Source organism: Ruoffia halotolerans, assembly GCF_014049385.1.
Classification (GTDB): Bacteria; Bacillota; Bacilli; order Lactobacillales; family Aerococcaceae; genus Ruoffia; species Ruoffia halotolerans.
The window spans coordinates 100674-125175 of record NZ_JACAOA010000002.1; the positions used below are offsets into that span (position 1 = coordinate 100674).

At 35.9% G+C, this 24502-nt stretch carries 20 protein-coding genes; 17 read left to right on the forward strand and 3 right to left on the reverse strand.

The window, feature by feature from the left end:
• Positions 1–3 precede the first annotated feature (3 nt).
• A complete protein-coding gene (locus tag HW423_RS01255; protein ID WP_218930139.1) occupies positions 4–1173 on the forward strand; it encodes a MalY/PatB family protein in 1170 nt (389 codons plus the stop codon).
• A 158-nt stretch (positions 1174–1331) separates the two neighbouring features.
• Here HW423_RS01255 and HW423_RS01260 read toward each other — a convergent pair whose 3' ends face one another.
• Complete coding sequence (locus HW423_RS01260) at positions 1332–2321, reverse strand: substrate-binding domain-containing protein (RefSeq protein WP_218930140.1); 990 nt, start codon at positions 2319–2321, stop codon at positions 1332–1334.
• A gap of 137 nt (positions 2322–2458) precedes the next feature.
• Here HW423_RS01260 and HW423_RS11360 point away from each other — a divergent pair, with 137 nt between their 5' ends.
• The 9 genes from HW423_RS11360 (at position 2459) to HW423_RS11485 (ending at position 14549) form a co-directional block, all read left to right on the forward strand.
• A complete protein-coding gene (locus HW423_RS11360) occupies positions 2459–3562 on the forward strand; it encodes a Gfo/Idh/MocA family protein (RefSeq protein ID WP_218930141.1) in 1104 nt (367 codons plus the stop codon).
• Positions 3563–3575: 13 nt separating this feature from the next.
• Entirely contained in the window at positions 3576–4529 is a 954-nt protein-coding gene (locus tag HW423_RS01270; protein WP_218930142.1) for a substrate-binding domain-containing protein, read from the forward strand.
• 24 nt (positions 4530–4553) lie between these two features.
• Positions 4554–6044: a sugar ABC transporter ATP-binding protein gene (locus HW423_RS01275; RefSeq protein WP_218930143.1), complete on the forward strand. Its 1491-nt coding sequence runs from the start codon at positions 4554–4556 to the stop codon at positions 6042–6044.
• Entirely contained in the window at positions 6031–7041 is a 1011-nt protein-coding gene (locus HW423_RS01280) for an ABC transporter permease (RefSeq protein ID WP_218930144.1), read from the forward strand. Before HW423_RS01275 ends, HW423_RS01280 begins: the two co-directional genes overlap by 14 nt.
• Positions 7042–7203: 162 nt before the next feature.
• The gene (locus HW423_RS01285) at positions 7204–8118 is read left to right on the forward strand and encodes a sugar phosphate isomerase/epimerase family protein (RefSeq protein ID WP_218930145.1); all 915 of its coding nucleotides are present in this window, start codon (positions 7204–7206) and stop codon (positions 8116–8118) included.
• A gap of 175 nt (positions 8119–8293) precedes the next feature.
• A complete protein-coding gene (locus HW423_RS01290) occupies positions 8294–11167 on the forward strand; it encodes an SNF2-related protein (protein ID WP_218930146.1) in 2874 nt (957 codons plus the stop codon).
• A gap of 202 nt (positions 11168–11369) precedes the next feature.
• The gene (locus tag HW423_RS01295) at positions 11370–11540 is read left to right on the forward strand and encodes a hypothetical protein (protein ID WP_218930147.1); all 171 of its coding nucleotides are present in this window, start codon (positions 11370–11372) and stop codon (positions 11538–11540) included.
• 589 nt (positions 11541–12129) lie between these two features.
• Positions 12130–13503, forward strand: coding sequence for an NAD-dependent succinate-semialdehyde dehydrogenase (locus HW423_RS01300; protein WP_218930148.1), 1374 nt, complete (start codon positions 12130–12132; stop codon positions 13501–13503).
• A gap of 848 nt (positions 13504–14351) precedes the next feature.
• Positions 14352–14549 carry a helix-turn-helix domain-containing protein gene (locus HW423_RS11485; protein ID WP_218930149.1) on the forward strand — a complete coding sequence of 66 codons (198 nt, stop codon included), beginning with the start codon at positions 14352–14354 and terminating at the stop codon, positions 14547–14549.
• 531 nt (positions 14550–15080) lie between these two features.
• Here HW423_RS11485 and HW423_RS01310 read toward each other — a convergent pair.
• Positions 15081–15515, reverse strand: a complete 435-nt coding sequence (locus HW423_RS01310; RefSeq protein ID WP_218930150.1) for a GNAT family N-acetyltransferase — start codon at positions 15513–15515, stop codon at positions 15081–15083.
• 136 nt (positions 15516–15651) lie between these two features.
• Here HW423_RS01310 and HW423_RS01315 point away from each other — a divergent pair, with 136 nt between their 5' ends.
• Positions 15652–16293 (forward strand): pentapeptide repeat-containing protein, encoded by a 642-nt coding sequence (locus tag HW423_RS01315; RefSeq protein ID WP_218930151.1) that lies wholly within the window; start codon positions 15652–15654, stop codon positions 16291–16293.
• 52 nt (positions 16294–16345) lie between these two features.
• Here HW423_RS01315 and HW423_RS01320 read toward each other — a convergent pair whose 3' ends face one another.
• Entirely contained in the window at positions 16346–17251 is a 906-nt protein-coding gene (locus HW423_RS01320; protein WP_218930152.1) for an ArsR/SmtB family transcription factor, read from the reverse strand.
• Between the two features lie 211 nt (positions 17252–17462).
• Here HW423_RS01320 and HW423_RS01325 point away from each other — a divergent pair, with 211 nt between their 5' ends.
• The 6 genes from HW423_RS01325 (at position 17463) to HW423_RS01350 (ending at position 24495) form a co-directional block, all read left to right on the forward strand.
• Positions 17463–18737 carry an extracellular solute-binding protein gene (locus HW423_RS01325; protein WP_218930153.1) on the forward strand — a complete coding sequence of 425 codons (1275 nt, stop codon included), beginning with the start codon at positions 17463–17465 and terminating at the stop codon, positions 18735–18737.
• A 121-nt stretch (positions 18738–18858) separates the two neighbouring features.
• Positions 18859–19752: a carbohydrate ABC transporter permease gene (locus HW423_RS01330; RefSeq protein ID WP_218930154.1), complete on the forward strand. Its 894-nt coding sequence runs from the start codon at positions 18859–18861 to the stop codon at positions 19750–19752.
• A complete protein-coding gene (locus HW423_RS01335) occupies positions 19749–20579 on the forward strand; it encodes a carbohydrate ABC transporter permease (protein WP_218930155.1) in 831 nt (276 codons plus the stop codon). The genes HW423_RS01330 and HW423_RS01335 overlap by 4 nt, the downstream gene beginning before the upstream one ends.
• A 10-nt stretch (positions 20580–20589) precedes the next feature.
• Positions 20590–22362: a glycoside hydrolase family 2 TIM barrel-domain containing protein gene (locus HW423_RS01340; RefSeq protein ID WP_218930156.1), complete on the forward strand. Its 1773-nt coding sequence runs from the start codon at positions 20590–20592 to the stop codon at positions 22360–22362.
• 12 nt (positions 22363–22374) lie between these two features.
• Positions 22375–23397 carry a glycoside hydrolase family 43 protein gene (locus HW423_RS01345; protein WP_218930157.1) on the forward strand — a complete coding sequence of 341 codons (1023 nt, stop codon included), beginning with the start codon at positions 22375–22377 and terminating at the stop codon, positions 23395–23397.
• Between the two features lie 48 nt (positions 23398–23445).
• Complete coding sequence (locus tag HW423_RS01350; protein WP_218930158.1) at positions 23446–24495, forward strand: aldose epimerase family protein; 1050 nt, start codon at positions 23446–23448, stop codon at positions 24493–24495.
• Positions 24496–24502: the final 7 nt, after the last annotated feature.

Below are 24502 nucleotides of genomic sequence, written 5' to 3' on the forward strand. Positions count from 1 at the left end.
TCTGTGGATTTTGATAAAGTAATTGATCGTCGTGGAACCTATTGTACGCAGTGGGATTACGTTGCGGATCGATTTGGTGAAGAAGACTTACTACCATTTACAATATCAGATACTGACTTTGCTGTTCCAAAAGAGGTGATGGATACCTTGCAGAAGAGATTATCACATCAAGTATTTGGTTATACACGGTGGAACAATGGGGATTTTCAACAAGCGGTTATGAATTGGTATCAAAAGCGATTTGCGTATCAACCTCAATCTGAATGGATACTATATAGTCCATCGGTCATATATAGTGTTGCTCAGCTGATTCAGATGGAATCTAATGAAGGTGATGGTGTTATTATTCAAACACCGGCTTATGATGCATTCTTTAAGACTATTGAAGGAAATCAGCGACGCGTTATTGAAAATCCGCTCATTTACTCAGCAGGATATTATAGGATTGATTTTGAAGATTTAGAGGAGAAGTTAGCTGATCCTCGCAACAAAATATTGCTTTTCTGTTCACCTCATAATCCTACAGGAAGGGTATGGACTGAGGAAGAATTGAGACCCGTTGTTTCTTTATGTGTGAAATACAATGTATTTTTAATTAGTGATGAGATTCATATGGACGTAGTTAGTCAAGGGCACAAGCACCTTCCCATCACACAATTCATGACAAATAACGTTGCTTTAGTTACATCAGGAAGTAAGACTTTTAACTTTCCTGGTTTGATATTTTCTTATCTCATCTTACCTAACTCAGAAGATAGAGAATTATTTTTGAATCATTTAAAGAATAAAGACGGCTTATCTTCAACGAGCATTCTAGGAATGGAAGCGACGATGGCAGCGTATAATTATTCTAGTGATTGGGTTGATGAATTAAATACTTACATCGCGGATAATATTCACTTAGCGACAACCTTTTTTGAAGAAAAATTTGAAAAAGTAGTCATTGTGCCTACAGAAGCAACCTATCTTATGTGGATAGATCTATCCGGAATAAGTATACCTATGGATGAGGTTCAAAGGCGCTTGGTTCATATCGGACGTGTGGCGATTATGGATGGGGAGGTTTACGGAGGTAACGGTGAACATTTTCTAAGATTGAATGTAGGTTGCCCAAGAGCTAAATTAATTGAAGGTTTAAATAGAATAGAGAAGAGTTTAGAAGGTGTAGAGTAAAAAACCCCGCTAATATCAGATTGTCCTCTGATATTAGCGGGGTTTTGTTGTGTTTTGTAAAACTGGGGCTTGGCTGCGCCTCACGACGACCCAAATTCACCAAATCGGAGCGTCACTCACCTCCGCGACGCCCCGACTCCCAGCCCAAATCCACCCCCTCAAGTCGACTCCCTCAATATCAAAGTCGTCTCCAAAAAGATTTGTTTCTCAACAGTATTCTCTTTCCGAATCTTCTCGAGCAATAACTCCAAAGATTGAAATCCGATATCAAAGCGTGGTTGGTTTACTGTAGTGATAGTAGGCTGGATGATTGAGGTAATATCAATATTATCGAAACCAATGATCGCAATATCTTCGGGAATGCGGTAATCATTATTCAGTGCGGCTTTAACTGCAGCAGCTGCGAATATATCTGAACTTGCAAAGACACCATCAATGTTCTTATTATTACGAAAGGTATAGTTAAGTTGTGAGTACGCGAGATCATAATTAATCGTTGAGAAGTATAAAATATTATCTTCGGAAACCTCAATATTGTAATCTGTGCAAGCGGCTAGAAAGCCCTCTTGACGAAGTATGGCATAGTTATGATTCAGTGTGGATGTGATGTGAATTAAGTTTTTACAACCTGCCTTTAATAAGAAGTTGGTCGCGTTGTATGCGGCTTTTGTATCATCAATACTCACGAACGATAGATGGTCATGATAGATATAATCTGAGCACATCACTGTGGGAATGATTGCGTTTAGCTGCTGGACAGTTTTAACATCGTTAAAGGGAGATAGCGAGATAATCCCAATAATATCCACATCTTCAATTAAAGATAGATAATGTTTCAGTTCTGTTTCTTGGCTTTTTGTTCGGATGAGAATCATGCGGTATCCAGCGAGTTTAGCGGCTTTCTCAACGCCGGCGAGGACATCGATATTGAAGGGGTTTGAGTAATCAGGTACGAATACAGCCACCGTCTGTGATTGTTTTACGGGGTTAGCGAGTTCGTAGCCGTTTTGAATCAATGAGTGGGTAATGGCTTCTTTTAAGCCATTGCTCACATTGCCTTTATTATTCAAGACGCGTGATACTGTTGCAATTGAGACCTTATGGTCGTCGGCAATGGATTGCAATGTTGCTGTTTTCTTACGAGCCATTCTATTCACTCCCATCAGATATTTTAACAATAATGTAAAATTTACATAGATTAATTTCTTGATTTAATTATACCTTGACAATATAATAAAGTAAACACTTACATAATGATGTAAGATTTACAAAAAGGAGGGGTGATGTGAACACACTTCGTGTAGCAGTAATTGGGATTGGGTTCTTAGGTGTTCAGCACATTGAAGCGATTCGTAGGCTTCCTAATACTCAAGTGGTGGCGATTGTTGGAAGGAATCTTGGGAAGACACAAAGACAGGCCAAAGAATTAGGTATTGAACGTGCTTTCGACAGTGTCGAGGCAATGTTAACAAGTGATATTGAAGTTGATGTGATTCATAATTGTACCCCCAATAATTTGCATTATTCAATCAATAAACAAATTATTGAAGCGGGCATCCATCTATATGCAGAAAAGCCTTTTACATTGGATGCAGATGAATCAGCAGAATTGGTTAAATTGATCAAAGAAAAGAACGTGAAATGTGGGATTAACTTTAATTACCGGCAAAATATTATGGTTGCTGAGATGCGAGAGCGCGTTAAAGAAGCGCTCATTGGTCATCCGTGGTTCGTGCATGTTGAATACCTGCAAGATTGGCTATTATACGAGACAGATTATGATTGGCGGATGAATCCTGAAGTAGGCGGACCGTCGCGGGCGATTGCAGATATTGGATCTCATTGTTTTGATACGATTCAATATATTTTAGATGAGCGCATTATTCAAGTGGAAGTGAAAATGTTACAAAAATTTGCTGAACGAAAAGATGGTGATCAAACAAGACAGATTAAAAATGAAGATGCAGCAATTATTTTAGTCACTTTTGAAAGCGGTTTAATGGGATTGATTCGAGTATCGCAAGTGACGGCGGGTAAGAAGAATGACTTTCTTATCTCGATTGAAGGGGATAATCAGACCTTGGAATGGTATCAGGAACGACCTGATCGCTTATGGATTGGGAATCGTGATATAGGTAACTCGGAAATTTATGCATCGGAACAGTATTTAACAGATTATGCTGGGAAGTTGACGATCTTACCTAATGGGCATTCTGTTGGTTGGCATGACGCAGTGACACAAGGGATTCGGAATTTCTATAGAGGTATTGTGGAAGATGATGAAGAAGGCTATGTGACGGTGGACGAGGCGCATTATGTTATGAAGTTGATCGATGCATGTCTAATAAGTGCAAAAGAAAGTAAACCGGTTAAAATAAACACACATTAAAGGAGTATCCATAATGAAAACAATTAAAAAAATATTACTCGCTGTATTTACTCTAAGCATATTCAATATTTTCGCCTTCAATCAAGCTACCTATGCCCAAGAGGAGGAAATAGGGGAGTTAGCAATAATTATTCCAGGAGCAGAACACGGTTGGTTAGCAGGAATTGCTTATTATGCCGAACTTAAAGCCGAAGAATTAGGGATCGAAAACTATCGTATTTTAACAAGTTCTAATGTGAATGAACAAGCATCGCAAATTGATGAAGTGCTCTCACAAGAAGTAGCGGGTGTTGTCTTACTACCACATACGGATGAATTGTCACTTTCGGCGCAAAAATTAGTCGAAGCTGATATTCCATTAATCGTCTTTGACCGTCGTGTTGATGTTGACTACACAGCTTACGTTGCTGGAAGTAACCCAGAAATTGGTGAAGCAACGGCTGAGGTATTAGGCGAAGAACTTGGTGGAGCTGGTAAGATTGCGGTCTTGAACAATCCAAGTGCAGGATCAGTTAGTTATGAACGTGTTGATGCTTTTAAGGCCGTAATGGAAGAAAAATATCCTGATATTGAACTCGTTGATATGACGGTTGAGAACTTTACTCAAGAAGAAGGCTTAAGTGTGGCGACCGATATGTTAGTAGCGAATCCAGAACTAGATGCAATCTTCTCAATTGATGATGAGTCTTCTCTAGGAATCTTACAAGCTATTCGTGACGCTGGTCGTGAAGATGTTCAATTCTTATCAGGTGCGGGTGGCTCACAAGCTTACTTCCAACAAATTGCTGACAGCGAGGGTATTAACTTGTTTACAGCAACATACTCACCTTCGATGATTGGCGATGCGATTGAAGAAGCATGGAAGATCTTAAACGGCGAAGATGTTGAAAAAGACCAAATTGTATCACCAACGATTGTGAATCAAGAGAATGTTAGTGACTTCTTAGACGCAGATTCTCCATATTAATCTATAAGATAAAGGAATGAACTTATGAATCCTGTAGCAGAGATGAAACAAATAACCAAATCATTTGGTCAAAATCATGTGTTAAAGAATGTTGATTTCACATTAATGCCAGGATCAATTCATGCGCTCCTAGGAGAGAATGGTACTGGAAAGACAACGTTAATGAATATCCTTGGGAGCATTATTCCCAAGGATTCTGGTTCAATTAAGTTATTTGGAGAAGCTTATGAAAGTAATGAGATGAACCAACAAGTTGCTTTCATCCATCAAGAACTGTCTCTAGTCAATGACTTAACCGTCTTTGAAAATGTCTATCTAGGTAGAGAACTGAGAAAAAGCTTCTTCTTAGACAAACAGAAAATGATTGAAGAAACACAACATTATATTGAATTATTAGATGTTGCCTTAAAACCAACGCAGATGGTGTCGAGTTTGAATCCGGCTCTGAAGCAAATAACGGAGATACTTCGAGCAGTGATGCAAGAAGCACGAATTATTATTATGGATGAGCCGACATCATCATTAACCGATGTTGAAATTGATCACGTCTTTAATGTGATTCGTAACTTAAGGGAGAATGGTGTGAGTATTATATTTATCTCACATAAGTTAAATGAAGTCTTGGAAATCTGTGACGCTTATACAATTATGCGTGACGGAAATGTTGTCGCAACCGGAGAAGTTACGCCGGATTTAACAGAAGCGATGTTGAGTCGCCATATGGTCGGGCGTGAGTTAAGTACAGAAGTTATTTACCGAGAAAGACCCCTTGGTTCGACGATTCTTGAGTTGGCCAATTTGTCTAAAGAACGTGAGTATAAAGATATTAATATGACGTTGAAAAAAGGTGAGATACTTGGTGTAACTGGTCTTTTAGGTGATGGGCGCAGTGAACTTTTTATGACTGTGGCAGGAGCGAATATGCCTTATTCAGGGTCAATGATAGTCAATCAAAAGACTGTGAAGTTACATAATACAACGCAGGCCATGCGTAGTCGTATTACCTATGTGCCGAAAAATCGCAAAGAGAATGGTATTATAACGGACTTGAGTATTAAGGAGAATATGACATTGCCGATTCTTAAGAATTTCTACCGAAATGGTTTATTAAATAATCAAGCCATCTTGGAACATAATCAGTGTTATATTCAAGAATTGTTTATTAAAATATCGGATGTGAATCATTTAATTACATCATTATCAGGTGGTAATCAACAAAAAGTTGTCTTAGCGAGAGCACTGGGAACCAATCCGGATATTGTGATCTTAGATAATCCCACCCAAGGAGTGGATGTCGGTGCTAAATTAGAAATATATACGCTCATTATGAAGTTGGCTGAAGAAGGCATTAGCTTTGTTATCTTATCAAGTGAATTTCCTGAGATGCATAATTTATGCGATCGGGTCTATGTCATGTTCCAAGGTCAAGTGAGGGGCGAGTTTACGCGCGAGGAATTAAATGAAGAAGACATTATGTTAGTCGCGACAGGAGGATCAATTAATGGAAGAGATTAAGACAAGAGAAGACATACTCAATAATCCGAATCAATCAAGAAACGATTCTATCAAAACGATTCTTGCTAATCACAGTGCGGCTATAGCATTGCTCTTTATTATTATTGTGGGGTTTATATTACGTGGGGATATATTTTTTACTTACAATAATCTTATGAATGTTTTGATGAATAATTCCTTTATTGGAATTATTGCTTTAGGAATGACTTTAATTATTCTGACAGGAAACATTGACCTTGCTGTAGGGTCGCAATTAGCACTATCTGGATTAATTGGAGTAAGTGTTTTAAATAATACGGAAAGTGTTGTTTTAGCCATTTTAGCGAGTATAGGGATTGGTGCTCTAACAGGCGGCTTGACTGGAGTTTCAGTAACCTTCTTTAAGATTCCATCCTTTATTGTGACCTTAGGAACGATGCAAATCTACCGGTCCTTTGCCCAATATTTCTATAATGGTGGGGGCGTGATGGCAACAGCGACTAATGCGAGCGCCTTTACGAATATATCGAACTATCGTTTGTTTGGTGAGATTCCAATGCCGATTGTATATTGGTTATTAGTGAGTGTCTTGATGATTGTCTTTGTTCGCAAGACAGCTTTTGGTCGACATATCTTTGCGGTAGGGAGTAATGAACGAGCAACTTTTCTAGCTGCTGTAAATGTGCACCGCGTCAAGATTGGTGTGTTCATTATGTCTGGTGTACTCGTGGCAATTGCTGGGGTGTTAGAAGCAGCGCGATTAGGAAGTATGAACTCAGCCTCATCTGGACGCTCATATGAAATGGATGCGATCGCAGCGGTTGTCATTGGTGGAACGGCGATGAGTGGAGGTCGTGGTAGTATTGTTGGCACGGTATTTGGAACATTAACGATTGGGATTATTAATAATTTAATGAACTTACTAGGTGTACCTACTTTTCTTGTTGGTGCAATCAAAGGCTTTATCATTATTGGAGCGGTTATGTTACAGAAAGTCATGTCGAAACACAAAGAGTAGGTGGGAGGTGTGCGACGGGCTAATTCCTTTGATTTGGCCCGTGGCGAACCATCACGACGGTCAACTTTTATAAAAGTGAACCGTGATTATTAGCAATTTGACGAATCCATTGGGGCGGTCATATTACAAAGTAATGTCAAAACAAAAAGAGTAGGTGGATATATGAGGTTAGGATTAGTAACAGCGATACTGGAACATATGAATTTTGAAGAAGTGATTGATTTTGCCTCGGCGAACGGCTTGGATAGTGTTGAATTAGCTTGTTGGCCACAAGAAGAAGGGGCGCGCCGTTATGCAGGTGTTTCTCATATAGATGTGAAGAATCTAACAGTTGAAAAAGCGCAATACCTTAAGCAATATGCACAAGAGCGTGATATTGAGATTGCTGCCTTAGCTTATTATCCGAACCCGTTAGATAGTGATTTGGCTAAGCGACACGCGGTTATTGAGCATCTGAAGTTAGTCATCAAAGCGTCTGCGATGCTGGATGTGAATATAGTAACTACGTTCATAGGACGCGATCAAGGTAAGACGGTGACGGATAACTTAGCGATTTTAGAAGACGTTTGGCGTCCTATTATCGATTTAGCTGAAGCAGAGCAGGTTAAGATAGCGATTGAGAATTGTCCAATGTTATTCACGGAAGATGAATGGCCTGGCGGGCAAAATATCATGACCAGCCCAGCTAATTGGAACAGGGTTTTTGATATATTAGATAGTGATTATTTGGGGCTTAACTTTGATCCATCGCATTGTGTATGGCAACAGTTAGATTATATTCAGCCAATCTATGACTTTAAGGATAAGTTGTTCTTCGTTCATTTCAAAGATATTAAGTTATATAAAGATAAATTAGCCAAAGTCGGAGTGACGGCACTACCGTTAGAGTATATGGCACCGAAGCTTCCTGGATACGGGGACGTTGATTGGTATGCGTTCGTGTCTGCTTTGTCTGATATTGGTTACGATGGGCATACGAGTATTGAAGTGGAAGATATAGCCTTTGAAGAAAATATCGAAGATATTGAGCAATCGGTTAAGCGAACGATTGCTTATATGAGAAGGGTTATCTATTAAGTGAAAAAAATTAAGAAATAGAAACGTTGCAAATTTGATTTGTGGCGTTTTTTATTTAGTTTTAAAGATTGCTAATATCATTATACTATCCGTCACTACTTAACTATTTTATTTCTCATTATCTTGATACAATGATAGCAATTGATATTATAAAAAATTATAAGGGCGTGAGGGTATGGATATAAGTTATAAAAATGCAAAAGAATATCAAAGTAAAATCAATGACATTGAAAAGCTTTTAACTGAATCAGACGACTTTTTTACTGACTATAATGTTCGCTCATTAGCAACCAATTTAAGAAATCAAGCTGTAAAAGATAAGATAGATGTATTACCAGTTAATGTTATACTTTCATTATTTGAAACACATTCAAAAGAAGTAAAAGTAGAAAATCAACCCTTTAATCAAAGAGCATTGTCAGTTATTTCAAAGATAATGCCCAATAATTACTCTGCTAATAATATATCATTAGCAAAGCAAAATTTATCAGACAAACTAGTATTGAATACCTTTCCTAAAATGATCGGAGCTGAAATATCAGAACAAAAACTCAAACTGCTGACAGTCTTATTCGTGTCAGATACCATCAAAGTGAAAAAAATTAATATAGAAAAAGAGTATATGCCAATGATAGTAGAGTTAAAAAACTCACTAGATTATATTATTCAACATGATAAGAATGCATTTATGAAATTATTCCAACGAGGATCAATTAAGAAAAAACTTAATGATTCGCGAGAGAAATTTATGGCAAATTTCTATAAAATTGAGACGCTCGAAAGAGAACTACAGCTTCTCGATAAAATATCAGTCAGTGAAATAGAGGTGCGCAACGACTTCAACTTAAATCCCTCAAAATACATGGAAAGAATCTTGGCGGTTATTGAATATGACACAAAGGAAGGAGATTTATTAAATAAACTTATTGCTGAAAAAGTTGCAGAGCTTGAATATCGAATGATGGAATTTGATGAGGAAGTCATTGAAAAACGCATTAGTGAAAGCTGGAATAAGACAAAAGAAATACAAATTCCTCATGAATTAGACTCCATGATGGTTGAAGTATTACAAGCTAATAGTGAGAAAGTGTTACCTATTAATGAACTGGATAGAATTGGTATCACAACAATTGGTGATTTGAAAAAGGAATCTGATAAATTACAGCAATTAAAAGATAATGTATCAGAAGAAGACTATGATGATTTAATAAATCAGTTAAATATTTTTGTAAAGACGATGGAAAAAGATTTTTACCCCAAATTGAGGTCAAATAATCTCTCTGAGGAGGAAATCGAACTTCTAGGGCACCTCCACCACCGCCAACAATTGGGAAAATTTGAAAGAGATATTATTAATAAAGCTAAAAATCTGTTAACCCAAGTGAAATCGATCTTAGAGATATTAGCTGAAAAAGATACAAACGACTATAAACGACAATTTTATAACGATGATATTAAGCATACTATCACTCAATACAAGGAAAATCTGTTTAACAGTTTAGAACAATTTATTGAACAATTTAGTGAAGTGCAAAACATTCCACTCGTACAGTTAACAACAAATGAAATCAGAAAAGATTTTGAGAAAAATAGTGCGAATTATTTTGCTATGTTAGATAGAGTTATGGGAGGATCTAAAACATATTCACCAAATGATCTGCCTTCTTTTATAGTTGAAAAAGTAAATCAGTACCCACTTAATACAGATAGTTTAAAAGTTACCTTAAGACCATATCAGGAATTTGGGACAAAGTATGCTTTACAATATAAAAGTACTTTGCTAGGTGATGAGATGGGATTAGGAAAAACCATTCAAGGTATTGCGATGATTAATCATCTGTATTTAGATAATAAAAAACATTCAATAGTTGTCTCACCCCTTAGTGTGTTGGCGAACTGGAAACGAGAAGTTGAAAAATGGTCTGATTTACCAACCTATATATATCGAGGAGATTTGAGGGGGATTTCACTGAATAAATGGCAAGAACAAGGTGGTATTTTACTAACAAACTTTGAACAAACTCACCATTTAGTAAATGATGACAAGTTGAAGCAATTAGACTTAATCATAGTTGATGAGGCTCATTACATAAAAAATGAAGCGACTAAGCGGGCCAAAAATGTCAATGCACTAGCTAAAAAATCAAAATATCATTTATATATGACAGGAACACCTATTGAAAATCGTTTAGAAGAGATGAAGAAGTTGATTTCGTATCTCAAACCTAAATTAGTTAGACGCATCGATCGAGATTTTGCTGATTATAATCCTGAAAAGTTTAAACAACTTGTTTCTTATGTCTACTTAAGAAGAAAAAGAGATGAGGTTTTGAAAGAGCTACCTGAAATTGAAACGGTTGAACTATGGTCAAACTTCTCAGAAATAGAGCAGGAATATTATAATCACGCTGTGTCATTAGGGCTTAGTGGATTAATGAAGATGAGACAGGCTGGTTTTGCCGGTGATGAACCTAAGCATTCAGAAAAGATTAAACAATTAATGGATATTTGCTTGGAAGCGAAAGAAAATGGAGATAAAGTTTTAATATTCTCTTATTTTAAAATTGTTTTAAACAAATTACTGAATCTACTTGGAAAAGATGTAGTGGGTATGATTTCTGGAGATGTTTCTACCAACCAACGACAAGAGATGATTGATGCATTTACTGAAGCTGAAGATGGGAAGATACTTTTAAGTCAAATAGAAGCCGGGGGAGTAGGATTAAATATTCAAGCAGCCAATATTGTTATTTTATGCGAACCACAATGGAAACCTTCTACTGAGAACCAAGCGATAAGTAGAGTTTATCGAATGGGACAAACTAAAAATGTTATTGTATATCGTCTGCTGACTGAAGCAAGTATTGATGAAACAATGTTAGAAATACTTGGCGAGAAGTCTGATATATTTAACCAATATGCGCACGATTCGCTTGTGTCAGATGCTTTTGATCGACGTCAAGCACAAGATGCAACGGTTGTGTCTGAAGATTCGCTGAAGAAGAAAGTGTTTGAGATTGAAAGACAAAGAGTCGAGCAATTAGCCTAGTTAATCTAAGAAGTAGCCAAGTTAAAGTAATCTCTTCCACACCCTTCCCACTCTGTTGTTTAATCAACAGAGTGGGGTTTTTGTTGACTACATCAAATTCAAATAACAATTAGAATGATGTGCATAATAAAAAACAGCACAGAGATGGTTTTACTATATGAATATACATAAGTTATAGTTAGGTTTAGATACATTTGGTGAAGTGGCGTTAGATAGTCGTACGGGGGAGCGTAGTGGCTTCGAAGAGTCATTGCGAAACATTGTTGAAGAAGGTAAATTATCAGAAGAAGTTGGGATTGATTTATTTGCTTTAGGAAACATCACCGTGAAGAATATTCTATCTCAAGTCCACAAATATTACTGGCTACTTTAGCAACCGTCACGGAGGAATTATCTTAGGAACGGGTATATTCGTCCTGGATGATTAAAAATAAATAGATGCTAAGATTAAAACAACTAAACTGCTAGAGACTGTGGAAAGTTACTGGTCGTTTTTTTTTTATCTAGATTATTTGATTTCAAGGCTTGAGGGCGTCGCGATCCTTCGAAATGGTCCGTTTTGTCAAACTTTAGCGTGGTGCCTCCCTGCGACGGTCCGAATTATTTGAAATGGAGCGTGGCACCCTCCTGCTACGCACCGAAATCTAGAAAGCAGACCGTGGCAGCCACTCACGACGCCCCATCTTCTAATTTACAAATATATTCAAGAGGGAGTTATTTCGGATTGTAACGGGAGTAGTGACATGTGGCAATGGATGTACTATAACGGATTTTAATTTAGAGATTGATAGCGTAAAGAAAATATTATTCGTTTTAGAGTTATTAATGAAACCTCTTACAATTAATTGTATAAATTTATATGTGATTATAAATTATCATAGTGGGTTATGAGCCAAATCCTAGCAAGCGCTATCATTTGTGTTATAATAAAAATATATATCATTCTAAGGAGGAATTATTTTATGGCATATGAAACAAAGTATCCCTTTACTAACGAGGTTTTGAAGACATATGATAATATTTCGGATCAGGAGATTGAGAAACATCTAGAGAATGGGCACAGGTTATACAAACAATGGCGCAAAGAGGGGCAATTAGAAGATAGAAAAGCGGTCTTATATAAAGTAGCTGAAATTTTACGTCGTGATATCGATAAATACGCTGAGATTATGACAAAAGATATGGGTAAATTATTCGAAGAAGCTAAGGGTGAAGTCGAATTATCTGCTTCCATTGCAGAATACTATGCTGATAAGGCTGACGAATTCCTGAAACCAATTCCTTTTGAAACAGATACAGGAGACGCTTATGTCGTGCGCCAAGCAACAGGGGTGATTATGGCAGTGGAGCCATGGAACTTCCCTTACTACCAAATTATGCGCGTATTTGCACCAAACTATGTAGCAGGTAACCCAATGGTTCTTAAGCATGCTTCCATTTGTCCAGGATCTGCTCAAGCCTTTGAAGATTTAGTAAAAGAAGCTGGCGGGCAAGAAGGAGCCTATAAGAACTTATTCGCAGATTATGATCAAGTTGCTAAAGTGATTGCTGATCCGCGTGTTTCAGGTGTTTGTCTAACAGGTTCTGAACGTGGGGGAGCAACGATTGCTGAGATTGCCGGACGTAACTTGAAGAAATCGACTTTAGAACTTGGTGGTAATGATGCATTTATCGTCTTGGATGATGCGAACTTAGATGGCCTAAAAGAATTACTACCAGGCTTACGTTTGAATAATGCCGGGCAAGTGTGTACTTCTTCTAAACGTTTCATCGTGACAGAGAAAAATTATGATGCATTCTTAGAGATATTAGTTGAAAGCTTCAAAGGAGTTAAATGGGGAGACCCAATGGATCCAGAAACAACTTTAGCCCCACTATCATCAGCCAAAGCGAAGGAAGACGTCTTAGAACAAATTCAATTAGCAGTTGATAATGGAGCAAAAGTGGTTTATGGTAACGAGCCGATTGACCATCCAGGTAACTTTGTAATGCAAACGATATTGACTGATATTACAAAAGACAACCCAATCTTTAATCAAGAAATCTTTGGTCCCGTAGCTATCGTTCATAAAGTTAAAGATGAAGATGAGGCGGTAGAGTTAGCTAACGATTCTAGTTATGGGCTTGGTGGTTCAGTTTATGGTGAGGATTTAGACCACGCTCGCAAAATTGCCGAAAAAGTGGAGACAGGGATGTCCTTTATGAACTCTGGTTGGACCTCACTGCCAGAATTACCATTCGGTGGCGTTAAAAACTCAGGTTATGGTCGTGAATTAAGTGAATTAGGCTTTACTGCTTTCTTAAATGAACATTTAATTTATACACCTAAACAATAAAATACCTTCTAATATAATGGATAGGACTTGTAAACCAGGTCCTATCCCTACTTTTAGTCAAGTACTATTCAGAGAGACATCAGTAGAATAATAGGCATACCGAATAATTCTTCAAAAGACTACTTTTTGTAGAAACTTGGTACAATTTAATTATTCATATACTTTCCCATGTAGTGCTAAATAGTGAATGGATCTTAGAAATCGGTCCTGACATCCAATCAGAACGACCTTATGCTTTTAGTGTGAGGTTGTTTTTTTGCTCAATAATAATAATCATCGATATGATTCGGACCTGACGTTTGTGAACGAACCATATTTGTTATGACAACATATAGTGTTTTTCTAGCCGATGTATTCCCACATATACTAATTTTATCGTAATTAGGCGACTCACCTGGTTGAAACCGACGGATATCTATGCCAACAAAGGCATTGAGTCATTGAGTTGCCTATGATTATCAAATCGTGTAATATCGCCTAACTCCGCATTCAAAGAGCAGCTGTTAATTCACCGACTAATGAGTTTTTTTGAATTTCTTTCTTTTGTCGAACAAGCTGCTGAAGTTTACCGGCCCAGTCAATGACTAAGAACGTTTCAAGCAAATCATTATCCACTGTAGGATAGTTATCCATAGCGATAGCGAGAATAGATTCTAATACAGAGAAGGAGAGAATTAAGAATGCGTGTAGTTGGTTCCGTCCATACTTTATTGCTTTTTCATTGCTCTCGTAACAACGTGATAATAACGTTATTTATTGGTACTCTTTATCAATGATAACCTTTTTCTTTCACGCCATAAAAAAGTGAGTTAAATCAATCCTACAATTCAGAGTCAGAGATGTGACTGATGAAAGAAACAAAGACTTACGAAGAAAAACTAAATATTGTTCAAGACTATCTAAATAACGACCTGTCATATAGAGAGACGTCAGAAAAGTTTAAAGTTTCATATAATAATGTTTACGCATGGGTGAACATATATAAGAAACATGGTCTTGGCAGTCTTATCGACAGCCGAGGTAGATCAAAACCACTGCAATATTAACAGACGAAGAACGGTTAAACGTTAAAAATAAGGCCCTTAAAGCTCGAAATGAGTAGCTAGAAATGGAAAAGATGCCTTAAAAACATTACATGAAGTGGAAAGAGAGTAGATGTTAGCCAAAGAATGCTTGAAGCAGAGTAACAAACGATTAAAAAATTTCACGAAGAAAAAGCCTAAAAAGTAATCTGGCTGTGCCAAGCATTAAAAGTGAGCCAATCGAGCTATTATAAATGGTTAAATCATCAACCGTCACATACAGAATTGCGCTTAAAAAAATAATAGTATTCATTCATGAAGCACATAAAACATGTAATGGAATTTATGGCTATCGTCGTAGGACTATTTATTTAAATCACTTTCAACAAGCCGCTGTTAATCATAAGTGTGTCTAGCACTTAATGAAATGGAAGGGCATCCAAACCTATATAAAGAAAAGACGAATCTGAAGATTCGCCTTAACTATTTTTATTATTTACCTGTCTACTTGACAGGGGGCAGTTCATATTGAGTTTGGTTGGGGGCTTTGATAATCTAAGTTGCTGTCCAGGTCATTAGCCATTCTTTCTCGTGAGTTTCTTCATCTAAACACTCCTCAATAAATTGAAAACCATGCCTTTTATAAAATTGTATCGCCTGCGAATTGCGTGAATAAACAGAAAGTGTCAAAGATTTGTGTTGGCTTTTTAAATAAGTCAACAACTGGCTTCCAATGCCTCTGTGTCGACTCTCCTTCTCAATAAAAATACCCGCAATATAGTCTCCCGTTATACCAACAAAGCCTAACAGTCGATTGTCTTCTTGATAAAGCACCATATTCGCTTCATGAAAAGCTGAGAGCACATCATCATAATGACTGGTCCAATAGGCTGGGTCAACAAAATCATGCACTTCCAAATTCACAGTTAACCACAAATCAGCGACAGCCTTTATTACATCAGGATCCTTGTCTACTAAATTTATAAGCATCGGGTGACCTCCTTTAAATGACTAATAAGAAAAAGTCTAACAGAATACGCAAAGAGTCGCAATTGATAATCAAAGAAGGATGAGAAAAAGATAGAGCCTATGCTACAATAGCCATAAGTAAAAAGAAGGGTGCGAGATGATGCGAATTAAACGACCAGTAATACAAGCGGATTTAGAAGAAAAAGAGTTAAAAGACTTATACCAACCCCATGATTATATCTTAGAACTAGATGGCTATGATTTGAATGAACCTGACTTTACAACCGTTCAGGTGGAACAAGTGCGATTATATAATTGCGTCATTCGTGACGGTATATTCAACGATATGGATTTAAGTGATGCAGATCTGACTGATGTGCGCTTTATCGGCTGTGACTTCTCGAATGTAAATCTAAGCCAAGCATCCATTCACCGAGTAGAGTTTGAAAATTGTAAGTTACTCGGAACTCAGTTCTCTGAAACCATGTTAGGTGACACACTATTCCAAGAGGCAATCTTAAACTTATCTACATTCGCGGATTCAAAGTTAGTGCGAGTCTACTTTCAAGAGTCGTCACTTCAAGAAGCAGCCTTCTTTGAATGTAAACTAAAGCAAGTCAACTTTGAAGAGTGTGAACTCAATGACATTACCTTTGATCATACACCTTTAAAAGACATCAACCTTAGCACATCAAACTTTGACTCAATCCGAGTTGCCATCGAAGACTTGAAAGGTTGCCGAGTGTCCAGGGAACAAGCCTTAGGTTTGGTTGGGTTGATGGGGGTAGAAGTGGTGTAGGGAAGTGATTGACGCAGATTAAAAAATTAGATAATTTCATTATTATAATTTACTAATCATTATAATAGACTGTTACTCTGATATTTTGTGAATAATTACCGAATTTTTCTCCAAAAAGAGTAATTCCCCCGTTGTTTAAATTTTTTTCAGTATTCGAAAATCGTAAAGTAAAAAAAGTAAGATCGAAGTTAATATTTGAAAGCTTAAAGTTTGATATTTTTTCTCCATCAATTTGAGTTTCTTCAGGCGTAATACGAATCGTTTTTAATTGACCGTATTGGCTATTGCTATCTGGCCACCACGAAGGTGTATAATGACCTCGAACATCAGCATAGTTTCCAGGTGAAGTCCAAGTGCCAATATTTACGTTATTAAACAAGAAGTCTATATCTGATGGCCATACGTAATTGCTACCAGGGAATTCAGAAGCAATCTCAAAGCTGATTTCAATGAGATGAACTTTTGAAGAAGAAGTGACAGGATTAAAAAAGTTGTATTCTATAAATCCAGAAGAGAGCCATAATAGTTGTGCGTTAATTCTTTCAGGCACCATAAAGTATTTCGGCTCATCTAAAACCCCGATATATCCTTCATCACTAGCTAAGCCGCAAGTAGGCTTAGCTTTAAAGTTTGAAAAACTCCCAACTGAAATATCGATTATTTTTTTTTGATATTTTTCATAAATTCGGATAGGAAAAGTTATACGTAACTCATCAATTGCAATAATATAATATTTCTGTTTACGTTCTGTTCCTTCAATATATTGCAGGCGAATTACTTTTGCTTCTTCTAATTGTTTTAAATGTCTATTAATAATTGATGGACTTAAATCTAATAAATGAGATATTTGTGTTCCGTTTAAAGGACGCTCTTTTAATAGAGATAATATATTGATTCGTGTTTCGTTGGCCAAGGCTTTGATAATAGGTAAGTTTTCACTAGTTAAATTTATATCCATGATTATTCACCTTTCTGTTCAAAAAAACGCGCACTCAACTAAATGAAAGCGGTTTTATTAACTATTCTAACATAAAAAGCTCAAAAAAATCTATATATTTTTCGAAGTTGCATTGAGTATTAATTGTCGTACTAATATAATAAATATGTAAGGGCTTACCAAACAATTTGTACAAATTGAGAACTATTAGTTAATAAAAGGAGAATGGAAAATGAAAAAAATGATGAAATCCCTTTTGGCGATCGTAACTGCTTCTTCTGTATTTAGTTTTACTTCACTGTCTAACACATCTGTTGAGGTTCAAGCTCAAGAAGATCGGGTTCAGATTGATTTTCTTAATGGATTTACCGGTGGCGATGGCGCTTTTATGAAGCAAATTACAGACGGGTTCAATGAATCACAGGACCAGTATTTTATTAATGAAGTCCAAGAAGTTGACCACTATGTTCAATATGTAACTGGTGATTTTGATTTAGTTGTAATGCACGGAACAAACTTAGCAACTTATCGTGCAGATGGATTAATTCAAGATGTGACACCGTTCTTAGATGAAGCAGGTTTATCAATGGATGATTTTCATCCTGTTTCAGAAGATATCGTTGGATTTGAGGATGGTACTTTTGGAGTCCCATTAGACATTCATCCATTGACCACTTTTTATAATAAAGAGTTTGTAGAAGAAGCTCCAGAAAACTATGAAGATTTAGTTTCAATTAATGAAGAAGTTTCAGCTATCAATGAAAATTTATATGCATTAGGAATACCAGATACTGGTTTAGTTGAATTCTATATACTGACAATCGCAGCCCAAAATGGTGTTGACTTAGATGGTGGAGGGTACCTAAATTTCGCACAACAAGAAATGGCAGATGCATTAATGATTTATCATGACATGATTTATACAGAGAATATTTCACCAGCTGGTTTAGGATTAGATGGGGAATTCCAAACGTTTATGTCTGATGCTGAAAACGATGCAGCGCAAAGTGTAGTAGCATTAACTGGACCTTGGTATTATCAAGCAGTTAGTGATACGTATGGTGAAAACTTAGGAATTGGTCAAATCCCTGTATTAGGAAATGAACAAGCTATTTATGGTAATAGTCACAATATCTCAGTGTCGTCGAATGTTCAAGATGATGAAACTAAAGCAGGTATTTCAGCATTCTTTGAATACCTATATACACCAGAAAATTTAATCCATTGGGCTGAGTCAGGACAAGCGCCTTTACATAATGACACAATGGCTTTAGTAGAAGAGCGTCAAGAAGAATTACCGTTATCATACCAAAATCAATTACAATTTGATAACTATGTTGCAGCACCACAAGTATATCAATTTGGAGAACAAATTCGTTATATGAATGAAACTGTTTTTGGCCGTATAGTTCGTGAAGAGGGTCTGACAGTGGAAGACTTAATGGTTGAGTTAGAAATGGCTACACAACAAGCACAAGAAATTGGTAGTACAGGTAGTGTTGAATAACTAATTAAGTAGCAGATTCATTAAATAAAATTAATAGAGTAAAGTTCATCCAAAGCAAACTGATTGTAGTTAGAATCAGCGGTAAAACTTTACTCTATTTTTTATATAAGGAGAGATAAATATGTATATAAATCGCAAAACAAAGTGGTCAGCTTTTCTCCTATTTTTACCATTTTTAATTGCTTTTGTATTATTTTGGTTAATACCTTTTTCATTTGGGGTTTTTACAAGTTTGCATCAATATAGTGTATTCGCAGGAAATCAAGGTTTTGTAGGATTAAATAATTATCAAACCTTGATACAAGGAGACGGAGTATTTGGTAGTAGATTTTATCTAGGTATGGGAAATACGCTAATTTTCGTTGTGTTCAGTGTTATTCCTTTGGTTCTTATTAGTTTAGGTTTAGCACTAACAATCCATAATTTAAATGGCTGGGTAAAAAATATATTTAGAACGATTTTCTTCATATCATATGGGGTTTCAGTAACAGCTGTATCGTCTATTTTTAAATGGTTATTTAATGGTAATGGTGGATATATTAATCAGTTACTTTCTGAAGTTAACTTGCCAGCTATTCAATGGTTAAATCAACAACCATATGCTTGGGCAGTAATTATAGTAACAACAGTGTGGTGGACGGTCGGATATAATATGATTTTATTTAGTAATGCATTGGATAATTTGGATCCTGCATTGTATGAAGCAGCGTCTATCGATGGGGCGAATGCGTGGGATAAATTCAGACATATTACACTTCCATCAATTAAAAATATAACGATGTTTGTTATTTTAACGACTGTAATCGCATCTTTCAATCTATATGGTCAATCACTTTTAATTACTGGCGGAGGGCCAGCTCAGTCTACCATGTCGGTAATAATGGTTATACAACAAACTATATTTAATCAGAATAACCTTGGTATGGGTTCTGCAATGGCTGTCTTATTAGGTATTATAATTATGCTTGTGTCCGTGATTCAATTAGTAGTTGAGCGAAGAGGTGAACAAAAATGAAATCAATGAAGAAGTCAAATAAATTAGCTTTAATCATTGCGGTTATAATGGCTATCTTTTTCATAGTTCCATTACTTTATATGTTTTTTACTTCATTTAAATCCATGTCGGAATCTCTATCAAGTGCAGGGTTGGTGCCACAAAGTTGGACAATGGAGAATTATCAAAGTTTATTAGAAGACACGTCTACATCACCAATGATACGTTGGTTATTAAATACTACACTAGTTACAGTTGTTGGAACAACAATAGTAGTAACAATCGATGTATTAGCAGCGTATGCTTTAGCTAGATTGAATTTACCTTTCAAGAATATAGCATTATTTATTGTGATTGCATCGTTAACAATTCCGGGTATTGTTACACTATTTCCAAATTTCTTTATAATGCAAGAAATTGGAGTCATTGATACTTATATACCATTAATTGTCATTTACACATCGAGTTCAATGGGAGTTTATATGATTTACAATTTTTTAAAGTCCTTCCCAGGAGAATTGGAAGAAGCAGCTGCATTAGATGGTGCATCAAGATGGCAAATATTAAGACATGTTATCTTACCTTCAATCAAAGGGCCGACTACCACTCTAGCAATAATGACATTTTTGGCTATATATAATGACTTTTTATGGCCATCGCTTGTAACGAATAGTACAGAAATGAAAACAGTTACGGTTGGAGTTGCCAATCTAGTGCAAGGTGCGAATTTTGTTAATCCAGGAAGAATGATGGCAGCGACAGTAATTGCTACTATACCTGCATTAATTGTCTTTGTCTTTGCGCAACGATTCTTTATACAAAATGATACTGCATCAGGCATAAAATAAGGAGAATGATATGAGAAATAACTACCCACGCCCACAATTTCAAAGAGAAAAGTGGATCAATTTAAATGGAGATTGGCAAATTGAATTCGATTATAAAAATCAAGGTTTAAGTAATAAGTATTTTAAACAAGATGTAAAATTTTCGGAAAATATTGAAGTACCCTATGTCTACCAAAGTAAAAAATCAGGACTAAACCATAAAAAAAATTGTGAGGTACTTTGGTATAAAAAAACTTTTACTATAGAAAAGTTGACTGATACTACCGTAATGCATTTTGGTGCAGTCGATTATATCGCAGATGTTTATGTAAATGAAATTCATATTGGACAACATATTGGTGGTCATACTAGTTTTAAGTTCGATATATCTCATGCGATTATTGAAGGAGAAAATGCCGTTACGGTTCGTGTGGAAGACTATACTGATAGGGAATGGATACCACGAGGTAAACAATATTGGAATGTCCAACCTGAATCGATATGGTATACAAATACTACTGGTATCTGGCAAACAGTTTGGCTTGAACAAATAAATACTATTCATGTTGATTCCATGAAAATAACACCGAAATTAGATGATGAATCTGTAGAAATTAAACCGATTTTTAGTGAACTAACAGAAGAAATGGAACTTGAAATCATCATTGAGTTCAAAGGTGAATTGATTGTACAAACACGATCAAAGATTTTATCGACTGAGCAAATATTTAATTTTGACGTAATGTCTGGAAAAATTATGAATAAAAATGCTCATGGATTTGGAAGAACATGGTCACCAGAAGCACCAAACTTATTTGATGTAACTCTAAAACTTTTTGTTGAGAATAAACTCATGGATAAAGTGGAAAGTTATTTTGGAATGCGAAAAATCCATATTGAAAACGATCAAATATTTCTAAATAATCGCCCATTTTATCAAAAATTGATATTGGATCAAGGCTATTGGCCAAATACCCTAATGACGGCACCAGAAGACAAAGATTTTGAAAAAGACATAAAGTTAGCTAAAGAAATGGGATTTAATGGAGCAAGAAAACACCAAAAAGTTGAAGACCCATTGTATTATTATTATGCTGATAAACTTGGATTTGTTGTTTGGGGAGAGAGTGCCTCTCCTGCGAATTACAACACACAAATGGTACCTTTAGTCGTGAATGAATGGAAAGAGATTATTGAGAGAGATTACAATCATCCATCTATTATTGCATGGACTCCTGCCAATGAAAGCTGGGGAATTTCAGAAGTTAACTACGACAAGCAACAACAAGATTTTCTACAAACCCTTTATTATTTTGTGAAATCATTAGACCAAACTCGTTTAGTTATAGTAAATGATGGTTGGGAGATGATAAAAACAGATATTCTAGGCGTCCATAATTATTCACATGGGAATGTTGATGAAATTGAAAAATATCAAAAGTATGTTAATGACATCAGTACTACTGAAAACCTAACTACAGCTATGCCTGCCCAACGTAATATCATAGTTGAAGGCTATGAATATAAGGGGCAGCCGTTAATGCTAACCGAATTCGGAGGTATATCTTTTAACCCTGATGAAGTTTGGGATAACGCTTGGGGATATACAAGTGCAAATACTAAAGAAGCATTTCTTGCTGATTATGAGAGAGTAATAGATGCAATAAAAAAATCACAAGCACTAAGAGGATATTGTTATACCCAACTGACCGACGTTGAACAAGAAACGAATGGACTATTAACTTTCGATCGTCGACCTAAAGTAGACTTAAATCTGATTAAAGAAATCAATGAAAAAATCTAAAGGTGTGATTATATGAAACTGAATAAATTTGGAGGATTACTAACGATTTTCTCACTTATCTTAATCTCAACCATTATTTTTAGAGATTTAGAAATAAAAGCTACAGAAAGTTATCAAAATCCAGTAGGTGAAATGTCAAATATTGGAGATCCGTTTGTGTTAAAAACCAACGATGAATATTATATGTATGCAACTTCAGAACCAAATTTTGGCTTTCGAGTATGGAGGAGTAATGATTTAGTTGATTGGGTGGATGCCGGAGTCGCTTTAGATCATAGAACATTTGAAAATAAATGGGCAACTTACGATTTCTGGGCACCCGAAGTATTTGAACATGAAAATGAATATTATATGACATACAGCGCTCGGGCATATAATGGAAGTTTAAGAACTGCTATTGCAAAGTCCGAAAGTCCTACGGGGCCTTTTGAAGATATCAATTCTGATTTGATAGAAGAGAAAGGATCTTATATTGATGCTCATATATTCAAAGATGACGACGATAAAATATATATGTACTACGTTAAGGATAACTCAGAAAATATTATTAATGGTATAAAAACAAGCGAAATGTTTGTTCAAGAGATGTCTAGTGATTTAAGTAGTTTAGTAGGAGAACCGACATTTTTGTTTGGTCCCAGTCAAGAGTGGGAAGGATTAGAAGGCGATATTCTTTGGAACGAGGGTCCATTTGTTCTTAAACATGAAGATAAATATTATTTAACATATTCAGCGAACTATTACGGAGGACCAGAATATGCAGTGGGCTACGCAGTGTCGGATAATCCATTAGGCCCGTTTGAGAAATACAAAGATAACCCAATATTATCATCTGATTTAGAAAATGGTATTTCTGGTCCGGGACATAATAGTATAACCGTTGGACCTAACAATGAAGAACTTTATATTGTTTATCATATACACACAGATCCAGATAATCCAACCGGGGACCGTCGTATGGCGATAGACCCAATCTATTTTGAAGACGGAATATTAAAAGTAGATGGACCTAGTTCGGAGGAAAAAGAATTTTAAACTGTTCTGTTTAGACAGGTAAAAGAGTCAACTTAAGGAGAAATATTATTGATAGTAGAAGAAAAATCATTTGGAAGTTTAAATAATGTTGAGTATAAAGAAATATTTATTACAAATAAACATGGCACTGTTATTAGCTTTTCTAATTTGGGTGCAAGAATTAATCGTTGGATAACAAAAGATAGATATAATAACTTTATTAATATAATTCTTGGTTTTGAAGATGCAAAACATGCCTATGAAGGGCGAAGTTACTACTATGGAGCAAGCGTAGGCCGTGTTGCAGGGCGAATAAAGGGAGGTCATTTCCATTTAAATGGAATTGAATACCAATTATCAACAAATGATGGTAAGAATCATTTGCACGGTGGACCAAATAGTTTCGATATGATGCAATGGGATTATCAAATTAAGAAAGAAGATAATTCTGTTTCTATTATTTTTATGTTAGAGAGCGAAAAAGATAGCAATGGATATCCTGGGAATGTAAAAATATATATCACTCATATTTTTGATGACAATAATAATTGGACAATTAAATATCAAGCAGAAACAGATCAGGATACGTTATTTAATCCAACTAATCATGTTTATTTTAATTTAAATGGTAACAATACAGAACCAGTTACAAATCATTTACTAGCAATTAATGCAGGCCAGTTTGCACCTGTCAATAAGGATGTAACTCCTGTTGGACACTTAGAAAAGGTAGATGGTACAGGTTTTGATTTAAGAAAATCCAAACAAATAAGTGAAATAATTACACAGTCGCATCAACAAATAGAATTAATTGGCGGATTAGATCATCCTTTCGTTTTTCAAAATGGAGAGAATATTGCGAGTTTAGAATCACCGTTAACAGGAATAAAAATAAATATGAAGACTACTTTACCGGCAGTGGTAGTGTACAGTCACCAAGAAATCAGTAAACCTCTGAGAATTTGGGGTTATCCGTTACAAAAATATTCGGGAATTACCCTTGAAACGCAGGAATTACCTGATGCCATTAATCAGGAAAATTTTGGTGATATTGTATTAAAAACAGATATACCGTATGAATCAGAAACAAGTTACGAGTTAAAACATATGATTGGTTAGGTGAAAA

Excerpts from the sequence above, each read along its gene's own strand:
- HW423_RS01260 (WP_218930140.1), bottom strand. The coding sequence starts at position 2,321 with ATGGCTCGTAAGAAAACAGCAACATTGCAATCCATTGCCGACGACCAT.
- HW423_RS01270 (WP_218930142.1), top strand. The coding sequence starts at position 3,576 with ATGAAAACAATTAAAAAAATATTACTCGCTGTATTTACTCTAAGCATA.
- HW423_RS01275 (WP_218930143.1), top strand. The coding sequence starts at position 4,554 with ATGAATCCTGTAGCAGAGATGAAACAAATAACCAAATCATTTGGTCAA.
- HW423_RS01280 (WP_218930144.1), top strand. The coding sequence starts at position 6,031 with ATGGAAGAGATTAAGACAAGAGAAGACATACTCAATAATCCGAATCAA.
- HW423_RS01285 (WP_218930145.1), top strand. The coding sequence starts at position 7,204 with ATGAGGTTAGGATTAGTAACAGCGATACTGGAACATATGAATTTTGAA.
- HW423_RS01290 (WP_218930146.1), top strand. The coding sequence starts at position 8,294 with ATGGATATAAGTTATAAAAATGCAAAAGAATATCAAAGTAAAATCAAT.
- HW423_RS01300 (WP_218930148.1), top strand. The coding sequence starts at position 12,130 with ATGGCATATGAAACAAAGTATCCCTTTACTAACGAGGTTTTGAAGACA.
- HW423_RS11485 (WP_218930149.1), top strand. The coding sequence starts at position 14,352 with ATGAAAGAAACAAAGACTTACGAAGAAAAACTAAATATTGTTCAAGAC.
- HW423_RS01310 (WP_218930150.1), bottom strand. The coding sequence starts at position 15,515 with ATGCTTATAAATTTAGTAGACAAGGATCCTGATGTAATAAAGGCTGTC.
- HW423_RS01315 (WP_218930151.1), top strand. The coding sequence starts at position 15,652 with ATGATGCGAATTAAACGACCAGTAATACAAGCGGATTTAGAAGAAAAA.
- HW423_RS01320 (WP_218930152.1), bottom strand. The coding sequence starts at position 17,251 with ATGGATATAAATTTAACTAGTGAAAACTTACCTATTATCAAAGCCTTG.
- HW423_RS01325 (WP_218930153.1), top strand. The coding sequence starts at position 17,463 with ATGAAAAAAATGATGAAATCCCTTTTGGCGATCGTAACTGCTTCTTCT.
- HW423_RS01330 (WP_218930154.1), top strand. The coding sequence starts at position 18,859 with ATGTATATAAATCGCAAAACAAAGTGGTCAGCTTTTCTCCTATTTTTA.
- HW423_RS01335 (WP_218930155.1), top strand. The coding sequence starts at position 19,749 with ATGAAATCAATGAAGAAGTCAAATAAATTAGCTTTAATCATTGCGGTT.
- HW423_RS01340 (WP_218930156.1), top strand. The coding sequence starts at position 20,590 with ATGAGAAATAACTACCCACGCCCACAATTTCAAAGAGAAAAGTGGATC.
- HW423_RS01345 (WP_218930157.1), top strand. The coding sequence starts at position 22,375 with ATGAAACTGAATAAATTTGGAGGATTACTAACGATTTTCTCACTTATC.